This window comes from Sorangium sp. So ce296 (assembly GCF_051529605.1).
GTDB classification, from domain to species: domain Bacteria; phylum Myxococcota_A; class Polyangia; order Polyangiales; family Polyangiaceae; genus Sorangium; species Sorangium cellulosum_D.
The window spans coordinates 6,045,001-6,062,522 of record NZ_CP150325.1 but is presented as its reverse complement, the minus strand read 5'-3'; the positions used below and the strand labels follow the sequence as shown (position 1 = coordinate 6,062,522).

Sequence of the window (17,522 nt, the reverse complement as noted above, 5' to 3'; positions counted from 1 at the left end):
ATCGCCACGGAGCGTTACGCCAAAGCCGATTACCGGAGCGCCCTGGAGCACTTCCTGGTGTCGAACCGGCTCGTGCCGAACCGCAACGTCATCTTCAACATCGCACGAACGTACGAGGCGCTCGGGGAGTACCCGGACGCGTTCCGCTACTACGTTCAGGCGCTCGAGCAGGAGCCCAACGCGGCGCGCCGGCCCGCCATCGAGGAGGCGCTCGCGCGCATACGCCCGAACGTCGCCGTCATCAAGGTGACGACGGACCCGCCGGGAGCGACGGTGTACATCAACCGCCGTGATCTCGGCGGCCGCGGCAACACGCCGCGCCTCCTCGGCTTCCCGCCCAACACGAAGCACAAGATCATCGTCGATCTCGAGGGCTACGAGCCGGCGGAGGTCGAGAACGTCGAGGCGAAGCTCGGCGAGCAGACGAACGTCGAGGTCAAGCTGAAGCGCATCATCGGGACGGTGCGCGTGGTGGGCGAGACGGCGGGCACGACGGTGCGCGTCAACGACGCGAGCGGCCCGCCGGCGTGCACCGCGCCGTGCGACCTCACGCTGCCTCCGGGCCGGCACCGCCTGTACCTCTCGCAGGAGGGGTATCAGCCGTCGGAGCAGGACGTGAACGTCGCGGCCGCGAGCACGGTGACCGCGCGCTACCGCCTGAACCCGCTCACGGGCAGCCTGGTGGTCAACGCGGACGAGCGCGACGCGCTCGTCGAGGTCGACGGCAAGCCGATGGGCTTCACGCCGGCGGTGCTCAACGTGCAGAGCGGCCAGCGCCGCGTGCGCGTCTCGCTCCGCGGCTTCCGCCCGGTGGAGCAGGTCGCGACCGTCGTGGCGAGCCAGCAGACCCGCATCGACATCTCGCTCCGGCAGCTCGAGGAGGTCGAGGCCGCGTCTCGTTCGACGGAGGCCGTCGAGGACGCCCCCGGCTCGGTCACCATCATCCCGGGGCAGGAGCTCCGCGCGATGGGTTATCCGACCGTCGCCGAGGCGCTCCGGGGCGTGCGCGGCGTCTACACGACGTACGACGGCGTGTACACCTTCGCGGGCATCCGCGGCATCAACCTGCCGGGCGACTTCGGCAACCGCATGCTGACGCTGCTCAACGGCCACTCGATGAACGACAGCTGGGTCAACCTGTCGTACTTCGACTACCTCGCCCGGACGGACCTGGAGGACGTGGAGCGGATCGAGATCGTGAGGGGCCCCGGCTCGGTGCTCTACGGTACGGGCGCGTTCTCCGGCGTCGTCAACATCGTGACCAAGGGCCGCCCGACGGCGAGCAGCGTGGGCTTCGGCGTGGGCACGGCCGACAACTCGCTGGTCCGCGGGCGCGCGTCGTTCCAGCTGCCGCTCGGTCGCGACTCGGGCGTCTGGGCGTCCGTCGGCGCCGCGCGGAGCCTCGGGCGGGATTACTTCTTCGATGGCTACCAGGATCACTTCACCTCCAGTGATCCTCGGCCGCAGCCTGAGAGGCCGGGAGACCCCATGCCCCCGGACGACCCGCTTCGTTACAAGTTCGACGGTCACTCCCGGGACGACGACAAGTTCACCGTGGGGACCTTCCAGGGGCGGCTCTGGCTGAAATCGTTCTCGGCGCAGTGGTACCTGAACTCTCGCGACAAGACGGTCCCCAACGGCGTCGCGACGACGCAGCTCGGCGTCGACAAGACCTATTACAAGGACACCCGTGGGTTCCTCGAGCTCTCGCTCTCGCCGCGCTTCGGGGACAAGCTCGCGACGCTGACCCGCGCGAGCATCAACATGTACCAGTTCAGAGACAAGCTCTCGTACTACGCGCCGTTTGCCGCGCCGGGCATGAGCGAGGTCTATGACAAGGAGAAGTTCGACGACGTCTGGTTGCTCGCGGAGCAACGGGTCGAGTTCAGCCCGATCCAGCAGCTGAAGATCACCGCGGGCGCCGAGGCGCAGCTGCACTTCACCGCCGCGCAGCAGGGCGTCGACACGGCCTGCGACGGCACGCCCACCGGTTGCTATAACTTCGTCTACCTCCCGCTGAGCGACGATCCTGCGAAGCAAATTGATACGACCGCTCTCGACAAGCACCCTTACCGGATCTTCGCGGCGTATGCGCTCGTCGACATCACGCCGTCGGAGCGGCTCCGCATCTCGGCTGGCTCCCGCTTCGATTACTACTCGACGCTGGAGGACGCGACGCCCGTCCCGAGCCCCAGGATCGCGCTCATCGTCAAGCCGTACGAGCAGGGCAACCTGAAGATCACCGGCGGCCGCGCGTTCCGCGCGCCCTCCATCCAGGAGCTGTTCTACGGGTACGCTCTTCCTCCGAATCCGCTGGTGGCGAATGACACTCCGCACGTGACCTACAGGCCCTCGCCGGATCTCGAGCCCGAGAACGTCTGGTCGGGCGAGGTCGAGTTCACCCACCGGCTCTCCTCCACCGTCTCGGCGCTCGGCGCGGGGTACGTGAACCACCTGAGCAACCTGATCTTCCAGGAGGGGAGCAACACCGTAGACGACCCGACCGACTACAACAACACCGATGTTCCGATCTTGGTCGTCGGTGGCGAGGCCGAGCTGCGCCGCGAGTGGCGCCAGGGGTGGATGGCGTCGCTCTCGTACTCCTATGCGAAGGCGCGGTACCTCGAGAAGGGCGACGCGAACGAGCGCCGCAACGTCCCGAACTCGCCGGAGCACATGGCGTCGGCCCGCGGCGCGGCCCCGCTCTTCGGCAAGGCGGTCGTCCTGGCATCGCGCTTGACGGTCGAGGCGCCGCGGTACGACCGCAATATCAAGGAGGATCCCGCGCTTCCTCCTCAGACCAAGACCGAGCCGGCCGTGATCTGGGACATCGTCGTCTCCGGGCAGCTGGACGTCGGCAACCTCCGGTACAACGTCGGCGTCTACAACGTCGGCGACTGGCGCTGGACGGCGCCCACGGCCGCGCAGTACACCATCGCGAAGTTCCCGCAGAGCGGCCGTACGTTCCTCGCCTCGCTCAACATGAGCCTCTGAGCAGCGCCGGCGCTGGCGGCTGCCAGCGTCGCAGAGCGCCCCTCCCCGTTCGGCGGAGGGGCGCTGTCCTTTTGTCCCCCCGAGCTCGTCCAGCGGTCCGCCGCCAGGTGGCACGCACCGTCAGGCGGCCGCCGCCCAATGACACCCACCGTCAGGCGGCGCGCTCCGTCACGCGGCGCGCACCGTCAGGCGGCCTCACGCTCGTCGATGCGTTCCGGCGCTGAAGCGCCTCGATTCATGGACAAACGAAGGCCCCCGGGCGGGGGGGTCGTCGCGCGAGGTGGGAGATGGGCTGATGTTTGAGCCCGAGTGGCGTCCTGTCTCCGTCGTGCGGCGCACGACAGGGACAGGACGCCCCAGGCGAGCTCAGCCCATCCCCCGCCCCGCGCGACGACCGCCCGCTACGGGGGCCGGACAGCTCGGGACGACCTGGAAGCCTACGAGACCCGCGAGAGCCCCGTCACTTGTTGTACGGCCGCTGCGCCGGCTTGGGGCTGAACATCGTACACAGGATCGTGTCGTAGAACTTCCCCTGGAAGAAGTAGTTCTCCCGGAGGTACCCTTCGCGCTGGAAGCCGACCCGCTCCGCGACCCGGAGCGACGGGCCGTGCTCGGGGTCGATGCCCGCCTCGATCGTGTGCAGATCGAGCTGCTCGAACCCGAACCGCACGACCGCGCGCAGCGCCTCCGTCATGTACCCCTTGCCGCTGGCCGTCTTCGCCTGCTCGTACGTGATCTCGGCGCGGTAGTGCGGCGTCAGGAAGCGGAAGAACCCGGCGGCGCCGATCAGGTGGTCCGACCCCCGGACGCTGATGCCCCATCGCAGCTGCGACCCCTCCTGGTGCGCGCGCTTGAGCATGCCGATCATCTTCCTTGTGTCGGCGACCGTCTTGTGGACGGGAGCGCCCCACAGCCTCAACCATTCATCGTCGGAGCAGACGGAGAACAGGGCTTCCGCGTCGGATTCCACGATCTCACGCAGGATCAGGCGCTCTGTCTCGAGTCGAGGATGAACGGCGAACGGAAGGTCGAGAGGGCTACTCATCAGGGGCTTCTCCCAGGTATAACGCCCAGCCTATCATCGTTCCGCGGCGCTCCGCGCAGCAATCTGGCGTGCGCGCGAGCGGATTGTGTCCGCCGCGCGTGCTGACGCGCCGCGCATCGCGCCTCACACGAGGTCGCGCTCCGCCTCACATCGGGAGTGTCCAGGGGAGAGCCAGCGCGCCGCCGGCCACGCAGGGTCAGACAGGCGACTTCACGGCAGGTGCGTGTCCGCCGACGTGGGCAGAGGTGCCTCCCTGAGCCCGCGGTCGCGCGCCGCGCCACCATCGATGGTGACGCCACGATGGCGTCACTGTGACTTCACTTCCGTCCAGACCTCGTCAAACACCTTCGCCGCCTCGCCGAGATCGCGGTGGTGCTCCAGGCGATCCGCCACCTCCTTCGTCGGGTAGATGAGCGTGTTCGTGCGATCGGCGTCGGGCAGCTTCCCTTGCGCCGCGGCGTTGGGCGTCGCGTACTTCGTGTACATCGAGAGCTGCGCGCCGCCCTCCGGCGTGAGCACGTGATTGATGAACTTGTGGGCCAGCTCGGGGTGAGGCGCCTTCGCCGCGATCGTCATCACGTCGACCCAGATGACCGAGCCTTCCTTGGGGATCACGAACGCGAGGCGCTCCTTGTCCTGCTCGATCTGCTTCTGCGCGTCGCCGTTCCAGACGACCGCCATGTCGACGGAGCCCGCCCTGACGTCCTCCATGGCGCCCACGCCGCCCTTGAAGCCGAGGCACTTCGGCTGCTTCTTCACTTCCTTGAGGACGCGCCCGGCCTCCCGGATCTCGTTGGCGTTCGTGGTGTTGCTCGAGTACCCCTTGTACTTGAGCACCGAGCCGAGCATGTCCCGCTGCTCGTCGAGCAGCACGAACGTCCCCGCCAGCTTCTGCGGATCGAGCAGCACCGACCAGGACGGGTCGAGGTTGGGCAGCTTCTTCTTGTTGTAGACGATGCCGACGGTGCCCCATTGGTACGGCACGCCGTGCTTGTTGCCGTCGTCGAACCCGGGCCCGGCGAACCGCGACTCGAGGTTCTTGAGGTTCGGGATCTGCGCGTGATCCAGCGCCCTGACCAGGCCGCGCCGCACCATCCTGGGCAGGATCTGGCTGGCCATGATCACGACGTCGTACTGGCTGTCGGCGCCCGCGTACGCCAGCTTGCTCTCCATCTCCTCGGTGGAGTCGTACCGGGTCAGGCGCACCTGTGCCTTGGTCTGTGCCTCGAACTCCTTGATGATCTTCTCGTCGATGTAATCTGGGAAGATCAGCAAGTTCAGCTCGCCTGTTTCGGCGGGCGCGGCTGGTTTGGCGCCGGCGGCCGGCCCCTGCCCCGGAGCCGGGGACTCCTTCTTGCCGCAAGCCATAAGCGAAAGGACCCCCAGCAGCAGCGAAGCAAGCACCAGGGGTCTACGTCGGTATTGCATTAGTCCGTCCTTTCTCCTTCTTGTTCAAGGCATCTCGCGGGGACGCGGCATGACTGGACGTTCTTCGCACTAGTTGAACAATGATTTGACAGGACCAGTCGAGTGGACGATTCGTCGCGCGAGCAGCGTGACCACGAAGTGGTGGAACGCGGCCGCCAGCTCGGGCGCCTCGTCGGTGAGCCGCCGCAGCGCCTCCTCCGAGAGCCTGTAGAGCGTGGCCTGGCGGCTCGCGGTCACGGTCGCAGAACGCTTCTCGCCCATGTACAGCCCGGACTCGCCGACCACGGAGCCCGGCCCCATGGTGCGGAGCCGCTTGATCTTCTTCCCGTCGATCTCGAGCCACGCCGTCAGCTCACCGCTCTCGATGAGGTAGAGGTCCTTGGAGACGTCGCCCTGCCGGAACAGGTCGAACCCCGCCGGGGCCTCGACGCGCTCCAGGTAGCCCAGGAAGCGCAGCATATCTTCCCTGCCGTTGAAGACGTCCTGGAGGTCGTAGAAGAGCATGGGCGGCGGCAGCATGCTCGGGGGCGCCTCCTGGATGATCTCGTTCTCACACGCCTCCAGGCCGCGGTCCAGATCCGGGTAGATCCGGCACACGTCGTCGTTCTCGATCACGACCTCGCCGCGCTCGAGGTGGTTCCTGATGTCCGCCGGGACCTCGGTGAGGATGAGCCTCACGCCGTTCGCCTTCGCGAGGCGGCGGAGCCGGAGGAAGCTGGCGATGGCCGAGGAGTCGAGCCCGTTGACGTGCCGGAAGTCGAGGAGCAGGTACCGAATCTCCGCGTCCGTGCTCTGGATGCGCTGCTGAGCGCTGGTGAGGAGGTTGTAAGCCGTACCGAAGAACACATAGCCCTGGAGCTGGAGGATGTACAGCTGCTTGGCGCGCTCCATCAGCGTCATCTCCTCGCCGTCGCTGCGGGCCACGTTGCTGCGGAGGTGCACGCCGGAGATGGCGTTGCGGATAACCTCGATGCGGCTGTAGCTGAGCGCGAACAGGATGAGCGAGACGCCGAGCCCCACGGCCACGCCGAGGAGGAAGCCCCAGACCGCGACGACGAGGAGGATGACCACCACGACGAGGTACTCGGTCCGGCGCAGCCGGAAATAGCCCTCGTACAGCGTGTTGATCAGGAAGTGGAAGCCGAGGTACGCGATGAGCCCCCCGAGCACCGGGCGCGGGTAATAGCTGATCGCGTCGGCGCCGATGATCAGCACGAGCGCGCTGACCGACGCCGCGAAGAGGCCGGCGAGCCGGGTGTTCGCGCCGGTCTTGAAGTTCATCGACGACTCGGGCATCGACATGTACCCGACGACGCACCCGAACATGCTCCCGACGATGTTCGCGACGCCGGTGGCCCTGAGCTCCCGATCGAGGTCGATCTCCTGCTCGGTGGCGAGCTCCACGCCGGACGCGCTCAGGAGCACGGTGATGGCCGCCATGACGGTCACCGCCACCATGTTGCCGCCGCTGTCGAACAGGACGGGCCAGTTCACCTTCTGGAGATCCGAGACCTCGACCGGCGGCCAGAGCCCCTCGCGCGGGAACGGCCCGAGGAGCCACCCGTCCGCGAACGCCTGCGTCACGCTCGAGCCGGCGAGGGTGAGCATGAGGTAGAAGACGCCGGTCGACCCGACGAGCAGGATCGGCAGGAGCAAGAGGTTCGTGTAGCGCCGGAGGAGCGCCACGAGCAGCAGGCCGAACAGGAGGCCGGTGAGGACCTTGTCGAGCGAGCTCGCGAACAGCTCCGGCAGCATCGGCAGCGTGGCCGGCTTGCCGGACATGACCGAGAGCGACCCCTGGACGAGCAGCCAGCCGGCGCCGGCGAGGAAGCCGCCGGCCACCGGGTAGGGGATGAAGCGGACCAGCACCCCGAGGCGGAGGATGCCGAGCAGCAGGAAGAAGCCGCCGGCGACGACCGACGTGAGCGCGATCGCGACGATCACCGTCGGGAACGCGTCGGCGTTCGGGTCGACCTTGTGGACGCCGGCCGCGATGGCCGAGGCCATCGAGGCGAAGATGACGGCGGCGTCCTCCTGCGGCGCGGCGATGACGGGGCGGAAGGAGCTGAGGAGGGCGACGATCACCCCGACGATCACGGAGCTGACAAGGAAGATGCCGATCCCCTTCGACAGCCGGTCCGCGAAGTCGTGCGTGAACACGAGCGCCGCCAGCGAGATGTCGAAGGTGACGACCAGCGTCCCCGAGACCGCGGCGGCCAGGGCCGCCTGGACCAGCTTGAGCCGCTTCGCCGACCCGCGCTGCTCCTCACGCGCCGGCTCCGCAACGTCCCCTGCTTCCTGCTGTGTCATGCTCTTGAGAGACCTCTCGGACGATGTGGCGAAATCCGCGCCGCGCTAGGCTCGAGGGGCGCTAGCGTCGACCCGCAGGCGAGCCGAGCATAGCGATTCTGCAGCCGGGCAGGTATGCGGCAGCGAGGGTCGCGACGACGATGGTGGCGGCGTGGCGGGCGGGGGGCGCCGTGGCCCCCCGCCCCGGCTCAAGAGGCGCCCAGCTCACGCTCGATCGCCGCGGCCTGCTCCTGCAGGGCCTCGGCCTCGCCGAGGTGGCCGCTCAGCCGGTGCAGCTTCGCGAACTCCGCGAGGAGCCTCGCCTCCTCGCGCCGGTTGCCGATCTGCCGCTCGATGGCGATCGCGCGCGAGTAGAGCGTGCGGGCGGCGTCGTACCGGCCCTGGACGGCGTAGGCCATCCCGAGGCTCGCGAGCGTGAGCCCCTCGGCCGGGAGGTTGCCCGCCTCACGCGCGGCGCGCAGCCCCTCCTCCCAGTACGTGCGCGCGTCGTCCGGCTGCTGCATCGCCCAGTGCGTGCGGCCGAGGCCGAGGAAGCCGAGCGACTCGGACGCGCGATCGCCGAGCTTCTGCGCGTCGGTGAGCACGCGGATGTGCTCCTGCCGCGCCTCCTGGTACCGGCCCCGCGCCTCGAGGACGTCTCGGGCGAACTCGTAGCGCACGACGACGCTCTCGGGCGTCGGCTCCGGCGAGAGCTTGAAGTAGACGCGGTAGAGGCGCGTCGCCTCCTCGTGGGCGTAGCGCGCCGCCGCCTTGCGGGCGCCCGCGAGGAAGTAGCGGCGCGCGTGATCGACCTTGCCCGCGCGGCGCCAGTGCCGGCCGAGCGCCACGAGCTGGTCCTCGAGGTCGTCGCCGTACAGGCTCTCGATCGCCTCGGCGGCGAGCCGGTGGAGCTCCTGCAGGCGCGCGCGCGACTGCATCTCGTACGCCGCGTTGCGGAGGAGCGCGTTGCTGAACTGGAAGCGCCGCTCCGTCATCTGCGACCAGATGCACTGCGCCTCGCCGATGCGCACGTGCTCCTCGAGCACGGAGGCGTCGGGGAGCATCAGCGCGAGCACGCGCAGGTCGAACTCGCGCCCGAGGACCGCCGCGGCGACGATCGTCTGCTTCACCTTCGCGTCGAGCCGGTCGAGCCGCGAGATGAGCAGGCTGTTCACGTTCTTCGGCGGCATGAACGTGTTCGAGATCGAGATGGAGCTCGAGCTCGAGCCGTAGCGCCCGTCCTCGAGCCAGTAGGCGAGGATCTCCTGCGCGAAGAACGGGTTGCCGCCCGCGGTCTCGCAGAGGAGCGTCGCGAGCATGTCCGGCATCGGGCCGCCGAAGAACGGGACCGCGAGCGCGAGCAGCTGCTCGCGCGGCAGCGGCTTCAGCTCGATCACCTTCTCGGAGATCCCCGGGTCGAGCGGGATGCGCACCGGCGTGCCGTCGTCCTTGCGCCGCGTCGTGCAGATGATCGCGATGGGCAGCCCCCGGCACGCGCGCGCGATCACGCGCACCGCCTCGAGCGAGTCCTCGTCGGCCCAGTGCGCGTCCTCGAGGTGCAGGATCACCGGCTGGAGCGACGCCTCGGCGAGGAAGACGAAGGACAGCGCCGAGAGCGTGCTCGTGTACCGGAGCTTCGGGTGCAGGCGCTCGTACGGCGAGTCCTCCCAGCGGATGCCGATGAGCGCGGCGAACACCGAGCGCGCGCGGTCGAGCTCGCGCTTCAGCGCGCTCTGGCTCTCGGGCAGCCGCTCGAGGAGGTACTCGAACGCGTCGTCGAAGTTCGTGAGCTTCTCTTCCTTGCCGAGCGCGGAGGACTCCCAGAATTACTCCTTCAGCGCGAACTCGAACGCGTTCAGCGAGCTCTGGAGCGTCTGGTCGCAGCGCGCGTCGATCCACAGGAAGGGCCGGTCGCTCTGGTGCTCCTCGCACCGGTGGCGGAAGCGCTGCACGAGGTAGCTCTTCCCGAGCCCCGGCTCGCCGTCGATGTAGATGATCCCGGCCGGCTTGCCCTCGAAGATCGGCCCGACGTAGCGCGCGAGCTGCTCGATCTCCGCCTCGCGCCCGATGAGGCCGAGGTCGTAGAACTCCTTCTGGACCGAGATGCGGCGGCGCTCGAGCGAGTAGACGAGGATGGGCAGGTCGAAGCCCTTGAACCGGAAGATGTTCTCCGTCGTCCACTGGTAGCTCGTCTCGCCGGCACGGAAGACCTGCTCGTCGGCCCAGATCGCCGACCAGGGGGCCTTCGCGACGAGGCGCGCGGCGAGGTTCGTCGCGCGGCCGATGCACGCGAACTCGTGCCGCTCGGTGCCGCCGTTGAAGCCGGCGTAGCGGACGTCGCGCGTGATCCCCGCGCGGAGGCGCATCTGCCGGAGGCCGCGCTTCTTCAGCTCGAGGGCGAAGTCGAGCGCGCGATCGTTGTCGTTCTCGTGCGTGATCGGCGCGCCGAAGTGGATCAGCGCGGCGATGCCGAGATCGCCCGCGTCGATGCCGGTGAAGGTGCCGCCGTAGAGCTCCGAGAGCTCGTGCAGGAGGCGCGTGAGCTCGGCGAAGCTCGGGATCTGCTCGAACGAGAGGAAGACGCTCGTGACGTTGCGGAACTCGCCCTCCGGCGGCATGTCCGCGACGCCCCTCGCCACGAACGCGGCGCCGTCGCCGCGCGGCGGGTTGCGCGGGACCTGCGGCAGCCGGGGCGCGGGCACGTCGCCGAGCTTGTAGACGCCCTCGCCGTGGTACTTCGCGCTCGCGGGCGGGATGCGATCGCAGAGCGCGCGGTCGAGGAGGATGTCCCCCTTCTGCGCCTGCCGCTCGATCGCGACGCACGCGGCGAGCGCCTGCCCGTGGAAGTGGTAGTACGCGCGCTCCGGGGAGATGCGGACGATGCCCCACTCGACCGAGCCCCACGCGAGCCCCATCCGGAACGAGAACGGGAAGCTGCCGAACGGCGTGTCGCGCTCGGGGTGCTCGGCGAAGAGGTCGCGCATCGAGAGCGCCGCGCCGAGCACGTACTCGGCGACCTTGCGGTCGGGCGTGTCCTGGAACAGCGCCGTGAACGCGTCGCCCGCGAAGTTCGTGATGAAGCCTCCGGCGTGGTGGACCGCGGCGATGAGCGGGTCGAAGTAGTACCGGAGCGTGCCCGCGAGCGTCTCCGCGCCCGCGCGCCCGTGCTGCATCAGCTTCTCCGTGAGCTCGGTGAAGCCGGGGATGTCGATCATCAACACCGCCCCCGTGAAGCTGCCCTCGGTGTTGCCGAGAGCGTCTTGCTGGATGATGAAGTCGGGGACGAGCGGGTTCATTTCCTTGCTCCTCAGCAACGGATCCCGCTTGGAATCGGCCTGGGAAGCGCGTCTGCGGGACGCAGAGCCTGGAGTCTACTGCCGGCGGGAACAGATGAATACCGGGATCTTCGATCGACGGCGACGACGCTGCGGCTGCTGCCTACCTGCGCGGTGCCGGCGCGACGAGCGTGCGCCCGTTCCGCAGAGCGCAGCACACCGGCGCCTCGCGGGCGGCGCCCGGCCGCGGAGAGCCTGGAATTTGGCGCCTCCGCGTCGGCTGGGACATCCGCCCGAAGCGGTCGCGCGGCGAGGACAGACGGGGAGACGACGAGCAGGCGTGCGGGGCGCTTTCGGGTCATCGCTCGATTTGAATGTCCAGCGGCCGGGGAGACGGAGCAGCAGGGGGCGGCGCGTCGGGCGTCGGCGTGGGCCTCGCGGCGGGCCGCCCGGAGTAGGGCCGCGGCGCCGGGGCGATGGGGGGCGGCGGGGTGGGCGCGGCCGGCGAGCTCGTCGGCGCGGCCGCGCGCTTCGTGAGCGTGGCGACCAGGCGAACCGACTGATCCGACGGGCCCTGGACGATCGAGTACGGCTCGTACCCCTCCTGCCGGACGGTCAGCCGGCGGGGGTTGGCGCGCACCGAGCTGTTCGAGATCGAGAGCTGGAGCGGCGTGGTCCCGAGGGGCTTGCCGTCTTCGAGGACCTCGGCGCCGGACGGCATGGACTCGACCATCAGCACGAACGTCCCGACGTCGGCCGGCGGCGGGGCCGGGGCGACCTGCGGCTTCTCCGGCTGGGCCGGGGCCGGCGGCGGCTCGCTCGGGCGCATCTGCGACATCGCGACCCCGATGCCCGCGACGGCGAGGACGCCGACGGCGACGAGCACGAGGCCCTTGCGGCCCTGCGGCGCCGCGTCGGCCGGGCGCGAGGCGGCGCCGAGCGACGCGTCGTCCACCTGCGAGGCCGCGCCGCCGGACGACGACGGCGGCGACGGGCTCGCGGGGATCGCGGTCATCACGCGCACGGGCGGCATCGGCGTCGGCATCCTGCCGGTGCCGGTGGAGTCCATGGTGACGAGGCCCGTCGAGCCGAACGCCGGGGACAGGCCCATCGCCTGCGCGCACTCGGCGAGGCCGCGGATGAAGGCCTCCATGTTGGCCGGGCGGCCCTCCGGATCCTTCGACAGGCAGCGCAGCACGAACGCCTCGAGCGGCTCGGGCACGTCGGCCTCGGGGTTGCGCTCGCGCATCCGCGGGACGGGCTGCTGCAGGTGGGCGATCAGGATCTGGACCGAGTTCTGCGCCTCGAACGGGACCTTCCCGCAGAGCATCTGATACACGATGACGCCGAGCGAGTAGACGTCCGTCCGGAGATCGACCTTGCCGTGCGAGATCTGCTCGGGCGACATGAAGCGCGGCGAGCCGAGGAACGAGCCCTGCTGCGTGAGCTCCTCCGAGTCGTCGGCGAGCACCTTGACGAGGCCGAAGTCGAGGATCTTGACGAGCTCCCCGGTGTCCTCGCCGGGGACGAGCATGACGTTCGACGGCTTCAGGTCGCGGTGCACCACCCCGTGCTTGTGCGCCTCGCGGAGCCCGCGCGCGATCTGCCGGGCGACGCCCATCGCGTCGGGCGCCGACAGGCGGCCGGCCTTGCGCAGCCGCCGGAAGAGCGTCTCGCCCTCGAGGAACTCCATGGCCATGAAGTACCGCTCGGGCTCCATGTTCTCGACTCGGCCGTAGTCGAAGACCGTGACGATGTTCGGGTGCTGGAGCCGGGCGAGGATGCTCGCCTCGAGGAAGAAGCGCTTATGAAAGTTGGGGTCGATTTGATTGGATGAGTTCGTCGGCGTCAGGACCTTGATCGCGACCTGGCGCTCGAGGGCGATCTGCTCTCCGCGATAGATGACGCCCATGCCGCCCGTCGCGAGCAGGGAGTGGATCTTGAACTTCTGATTCAAGACCTTTCCCAGCAGCGGGTCGGACTCTCCGCTGGCCGAGGCACCGTCCGAAAGCTTCTCCGCCGTGCTCATGGCCTCTGTCTCTTTCCCCTTCCCATCCCGCTGGCCCCCACTGCTGGCACTCGGGGAAAGCGTACCCCGTGCCCGTCCCGCGCCGCCCTACGTTCGGCTGACGTTCGACCTATGCGCGACTTACGTGCTGCTTACGTTCTGGCTTACGTCCTGGCTTACGTCCTGGTGTCCGTTCTGGCGCAAATTCTGGGACCTGCCTTCGCTGCGGTACCGCCCGCGCTCGTCGGCTTGGCTTCCGGACCGGCTGCGGCACGTTTGAGCTCAGCCTACCGTAAGCTGCGAGCCGATCCAACCCAGCTGCTGAAGATGACATTCGTTGGCTACCCGACCACACGCTGTGGGCGGGCGCCCCCGGCCGGGACGCTGGGTCCCTGAACGAGCTTGCTGCATGGGCGGATGTACCCGTACTCTGACCGGGTCCCCGATGCCGCCGCAGCACTTCATCCGATGCCAGGCGTGCGGGTTGCCACACCCGTCGGACACCGAGAGGTGCCCGGTGCACGGCACGGCGCTCACGCCGAGCGTCGCCCCGCCCTCCTCGACGCGGGTGCCGCCGACGAGCAGGGGCGAGTCGCTCTGGCCGGTGGACGGCCCGCTGCCGCCCGACATCGATCCAGATCAGCCCCGGCCGACGAAGGAGGCCCCGCTCGTCGGCCGGCTGCTGCACGATCGCTACCGCATCCTCGGCGTCATCGCCAAGGGCGGGATGGGGATGGTCTACGACGCGATCCACATCGGCCTGCGGCGCCGGGTCGCGATCAAGACGCTCCGCGCCCAGTACGCGCAGAGCAAGACGGCGATCGCCCGCTTCCACAACGAGGCGGCCGTCGCCGGCCGCTTCGGCCACCCGAACATCGTCGAGGTCTACGATCTCGGCGTGCTCGAGGACGGCACGCCCTACCTCGTGATGGAGCGGCTCGAGGGCGAGACGATCACCGAGCGGCTCGGGCGCGAGCGCCCGATGCCCATCCCCGTCGTGCTGGACGTGGCGGTCCAGGTCCTGAGCGCGCTCGTCGTCACGCACAACGAGGGCATCCTCCACCGCGATCTCAAGCCGGACAACATCTGCCTCGTCGGCGGCGAGCGCGGCCCGCTCACCGTGAAGGTGCTCGACTTCGGCGTCGCCGAGGCGTTCAGCACCGGGCCCGCGGCGTCGATCCTGGTCTCGACGGGCGCCGCGGGGAGCCACTCGGTGGCCGGCACGCCCGCCTTCATGGCGCCGGAGCAGGCCCAGGGCGTCCGCGACCTCGACGCGCGCGCGGACCTCTACTCGGTGGGCATGCTGCTCTACGTGATGCTCACCGGGCAGCTGCCGTTCAAGGCGCCGACGCCGGCGGCGCTGCTCGCCGAGATCCAGCGCGTCAAGCCGATCCGCCCGCGCATGCTGCGGCCGGAGGTGCCGCACTCGCTCGACGTCGCGACGATGCGCGCGCTCGCGCTCGACCGCGACGAGCGCTTCCCGAGCGCGGCCTCGATGATGGACGCGCTCGAGCAGGTGCAGATCGAGGCGGCGATCGGCGGCGGCGCGCCGACCGAGCCGGCGGGCGAGCCGGTCGATCCGGACTCGGAGAAGGTGGAGTACTTCTACCGGAAGAGCGTGCTCCCGCCGCCCATGGAAGACTGAGCGGCGATCATGCGAGCCGTCGTCATCCGCGAGCCGGGCGGTCCCGAGGTCCTCGAGGTGCGCGAGGTGGACGCGCCCGACGTGCCCGAGGGGCACGTGCGCGTCGCCGTCCGCTTCGCCGGCGTGAACCGCGCCGATCTGCTGCAGCGGCTCGGCATGTACCCGGCGCCGCCCGGCGCGCCGCCCGACGTGCCGGGGCTCGAGTACGCCGGCGTCGTCGAGGCCGCGGGCAAGGGCGCGCGCCGCTTCGCGCCCGGCGATCGCGTCTTCGGCCTGGTCCCGGGCGGCGCCTACGCCGAGCGGATCGTCGCCCACGAGCGCGAGGTCGCGCCGGTGCCGGAAGGCCTCTCCGACGAGGAGGCGGCGGCGGTCCCCGAGGCGTTCGTCACCGCCTACGACGCGCTCGTCACGCGCGCGCGGCTCGCCCCCGGCGAGCGCGTGCTCGTGCACGCGGCCGGCAGCGGCGTGGGCACGGCCGGCCTCCAGATCGCCCGCGCGCTCGGGTGCTTCGTCGTGGGGACGTCGCGCACGCAGGACAAGCTGGACCGCTGCCGGGAGCTCGGGCTCGACGCCGGGGTCGCGGCGCCGGGCGGGAAGTTCGCCGACGAGGTGCTGAAGGCGACGCGCGGCGCGGGCGTCGACGTGGTGCTCGACCTCGTCGGCGGCGCTTACGTCGCCGAGGACCTCAAGGCGTGCGCGCCCCGGGCGCGCATCGCGCTCGTCGGGCTGACGGCCGGCGCGTCCGCGGAGCTCGACCTGCGCGAGCTCCTGCGCAAGCGCGTCGAGCTCATCGGCACCGTGCTCCGCTCGCGCCCGCTCGAGGAGAAGATCGCGGCGGCCCAGGCGCTCGAGCGGAACATCTCCCCGTGGCTCGCGCGCCGCGCCGTGCGGCCCGTCGTCGACCGGGTCTTCTCGATCGACGATGCCGCCGCGGCGCACATTTACATGGCCAGCAACGCGTCGTTCGGGAAGGTGCTGCTCCGCATCGGCGCGTGAGCGCGCGGGCGCCGCGTCACCCGCCGGGGCCGAGCAGCTTCGCGAGCGCGCCGGCCTCGGCGTCGTGCGCGTCGGCCTCGTCGGCCGGCGTCCACGACATGTCGAGCTCGAGCCGGTACGAGCCCTCGAACGCGTGCGGCGGCGCGCCGCCCCACTCCTCGGGCGAGAGCATCGAGAGGTAGCGGACGCCGTCGCCGCGCCGGTAGAGGTGGTAGACGTGGCCGGGCCGCTTCTTGAAGTTGCACGCCGCCCGGTGGAGCTCGCTGTCGCGCTGCGCCGCCTCGAGGACCTGCCGCGCCTGCTCCTGCAGCGACCGGATCTGCCGGGCGATCTGCGCGAGCTTGCCGCCGGTGACCGCGCCGAGCAGCGCGTCGGCCTGCTGGATCTCGCGCGCCACGTCGACGAGCTCGTGCGGCGCGGAGAGCCGGCTCAGGGGGTACGGCGAGGTGCGGGCGGGCCCCTCGTGGCGGCCGCCGCCGTGCTTCGTGAAACCGTCGTCGCTCATGCGGAGACCCCAAGCTTAGTGCAGCGCGCCCCCGCGCGCCGTAGCGGCGCCGTCACGGGTCGGGGCAGCCGTCCTCGTCCTCGACGCCGTCCTCGTCTTCCTTCTGCGTCGGGCAGCGATCCTCGTCGTCGAAGACGCCGTCCTCGTCGTTGTCCCCCTCGGGGCAGCCGTCCTCGTCCTGGAAGCCGTCGCGATCCTCCGCGAGCTCGCCGCACTGGTCGGCCTTGTCGTCCACGCCGTCGCCGTCGGCGTCGTGGACGCGCGGGGTCCACGCGACCGAGAGGACGGCGCGCAGCGGCGAGGTGCCGACGCCGCCGACGAGCGCGGTGCCGACGCCGCCCAGGAACGAGACGTCGCCGAGCGCGTAGCGCGCCGAGAGGGCGAGCTCCAGCGCGGCCGTCTCCTGGTTCTCGAACGGCGCGATCGGCGAGAGCGGCAGGTGCCCGTACGCCTCCAGGAAGAACGTGGCGCGCCCCTCCGGGTCGATGCCCAGGATCTGCGGCCGGAACGAGAGGCCCAGGCCGAAGGGGAGCTCGTGGCCGAACACCGTGGGGCACGGGTCCCCCGCGGCGGTGGCCGGCGTCGCCCGGCACCCGAAGCGGGCCTCGTCGGCGCGCAGCTTGAGCCCGGCCGCGAGGTGCGCGCCGAACGCGATCAGGCGGTACTCGGCGAGGAGCCTGAGCTCGTTCGTGACGCTCCCCTCGCCCACGAACGACGCCTCGTCGCCCGTCGGCAGCGTGAAGCGCTCGTGCAGCGCGAGCGCGAACCCCCCGAGCTCGCCGGCGGTGGGCTGCACCAGCGTGAGCTTGCCGACGAGGCCGAGATCGCCGAGCGCCTGCGCCGGGACCCACGTGTCGCCGAGCACCCGCGTGGCGTCGGACGTGGGCTCGTCCCCGGACTGGTAGAGGACCACCGGCAGCGTGAGCCCCACGAGCAGGCGCCGCGCGACGCCGACGCCGGCCGCGAAGTCCGCGCTGACCTGGTGGCGGAGGACGTCGAAGCGGGCCTCGCTCGAGGACGGATGGCGGAGGACGATGGGGCGGTAGGCGTAGGAGGCCCAGAGGCTCGCGCTCCACTCGCCCGTGTCCGGGGTGGCGGCGGGCTCCGAGTAGACGCCGGACCCGGGGTCGATCGAGGCGCGGAACCCGCGGAGGTCCGCCGACGGCTGGGCGGCGGCGGCCGAGGCCACGGAGACGGCGAGCAGCGAGGACAGGGCGATGGCGCTCGGTCGCATGGCCGGAGGAGACTAGACCAGCGCCGGGGAAAGTGGGGCCCGAGTCGCCCGCCGCGCGTGGGCGGCGCGCCAGCGCGGCGGGCGGCGTCCCCCGAAACATCGC

Annotated in this window: 11 protein-coding genes; 3 read left to right on the top strand and 8 right to left on the bottom strand. The window is 70.4% G+C overall.

Annotated features, from left to right (window positions below; all coding sequences use genetic code 11):
* The first annotated feature begins 57 nt into the window (after positions 1-57).
* On the top strand, positions 58-2,994 hold the full coding sequence (locus tag WME98_RS22555; RefSeq protein ID WP_437953144.1) for a TonB-dependent receptor domain-containing protein: 2,937 nt from the start codon (positions 58-60) through the stop codon (positions 2,992-2,994).
* Between the two features lie 460 nt (positions 2,995-3,454).
* Here WME98_RS22555 and WME98_RS22550 read toward each other — a convergent pair whose 3' ends face one another.
* From WME98_RS22550 to WME98_RS22525, 6 genes are all read right to left on the bottom strand, one after another.
* The gene (locus tag WME98_RS22550) at positions 3,455-4,039 is read right to left on the bottom strand and encodes a GNAT family N-acetyltransferase (RefSeq protein WP_437335048.1); all 585 of its coding nucleotides are present in this window, start codon (positions 4,037-4,039) and stop codon (positions 3,455-3,457) included.
* Positions 4,040-4,345: 306 nt separating this feature from the next.
* Positions 4,346-5,314, bottom strand: a complete 969-nt coding sequence (locus WME98_RS22545; RefSeq protein WP_437335047.1) for a polyamine ABC transporter substrate-binding protein — start codon at positions 5,312-5,314, stop codon at positions 4,346-4,348.
* A gap of 222 nt (positions 5,315-5,536) precedes the next feature.
* Positions 5,537-7,777 (bottom strand): SLC26A/SulP transporter family protein, encoded by a 2,241-nt coding sequence (locus tag WME98_RS22540; RefSeq protein ID WP_437953143.1) that lies wholly within the window; start codon positions 7,775-7,777, stop codon positions 5,537-5,539.
* Positions 7,778-7,965: 188 nt separating this feature from the next.
* A complete protein-coding gene (locus WME98_RS22535; RefSeq protein WP_437953142.1) occupies positions 7,966-9,453 on the bottom strand; it encodes an ATP-binding protein in 1,488 nt (495 codons plus the stop codon).
* A 129-nt stretch (positions 9,454-9,582) separates the two neighbouring features.
* The gene (locus WME98_RS22530) at positions 9,583-11,052 is read right to left on the bottom strand and encodes an adenylate/guanylate cyclase domain-containing protein (protein ID WP_437953141.1); all 1,470 of its coding nucleotides are present in this window, start codon (positions 11,050-11,052) and stop codon (positions 9,583-9,585) included.
* A gap of 337 nt (positions 11,053-11,389) precedes the next feature.
* The gene (locus tag WME98_RS22525; protein WP_437953140.1) at positions 11,390-13,060 is read right to left on the bottom strand and encodes a serine/threonine-protein kinase; all 1,671 of its coding nucleotides are present in this window, start codon (positions 13,058-13,060) and stop codon (positions 11,390-11,392) included.
* 463 nt (positions 13,061-13,523) lie between these two features.
* Here WME98_RS22525 and WME98_RS22520 point away from each other — a divergent pair, with 463 nt between their 5' ends.
* Together WME98_RS22520 and WME98_RS22515 are read left to right on the top strand one after the other, a co-directional pair.
* Positions 13,524-14,684 carry a serine/threonine-protein kinase gene (locus WME98_RS22520; RefSeq protein ID WP_437953139.1) on the top strand — a complete coding sequence of 387 codons (1,161 nt, stop codon included), beginning with the start codon at positions 13,524-13,526 and terminating at the stop codon, positions 14,682-14,684.
* Positions 14,685-14,693: 9 nt separating this feature from the next.
* Complete coding sequence (locus WME98_RS22515) at positions 14,694-15,680, top strand: NAD(P)H-quinone oxidoreductase (protein ID WP_061626579.1); 987 nt, start codon at positions 14,694-14,696, stop codon at positions 15,678-15,680.
* 16 nt (positions 15,681-15,696) lie between these two features.
* On the opposite strand, the gene WME98_RS22510 is transcribed toward WME98_RS22515, so the two are convergent.
* Complete coding sequence (locus tag WME98_RS22510; protein WP_020742159.1) at positions 15,697-16,185, bottom strand: DUF2452 domain-containing protein; 489 nt, start codon at positions 16,183-16,185, stop codon at positions 15,697-15,699.
* Between the two features lie 52 nt (positions 16,186-16,237).
* Positions 16,238-17,419: a hypothetical protein gene (locus WME98_RS22505; RefSeq protein WP_437953138.1), complete on the bottom strand. Its 1,182-nt coding sequence runs from the start codon at positions 17,417-17,419 to the stop codon at positions 16,238-16,240.
* Between the last annotated feature and the right edge of the window lie 103 nt (positions 17,420-17,522).

Bases quoted from the DNA above. Each gene is read 5' to 3' on its own strand.
- WME98_RS22550 (WP_437335048.1), bottom strand. From the start codon at position 4,039: ATGAGTAGCCCTCTCGACCTTCCGTTCGCCGTTCATCCTCGACTCGAG.
- WME98_RS22540 (WP_437953143.1), bottom strand. From the start codon at position 7,777: ATGACACAGCAGGAAGCAGGGGACGTTGCGGAGCCGGCGCGTGAGGAG.
- WME98_RS22530 (WP_437953141.1), bottom strand. From the start codon at position 11,052: ATGAACCCGCTCGTCCCCGACTTCATCATCCAGCAAGACGCTCTCGGC.
- WME98_RS22525 (WP_437953140.1), bottom strand. From the start codon at position 13,060: ATGAGCACGGCGGAGAAGCTTTCGGACGGTGCCTCGGCCAGCGGAGAG.
- WME98_RS22515 (WP_061626579.1), top strand. From the start codon at position 14,694: ATGCGAGCCGTCGTCATCCGCGAGCCGGGCGGTCCCGAGGTCCTCGAG.
- WME98_RS22510 (WP_020742159.1), bottom strand. From the start codon at position 16,185: ATGAGCGACGACGGTTTCACGAAGCACGGCGGCGGCCGCCACGAGGGG.
- WME98_RS22505 (WP_437953138.1), bottom strand. From the start codon at position 17,419: ATGCGACCGAGCGCCATCGCCCTGTCCTCGCTGCTCGCCGTCTCCGTG.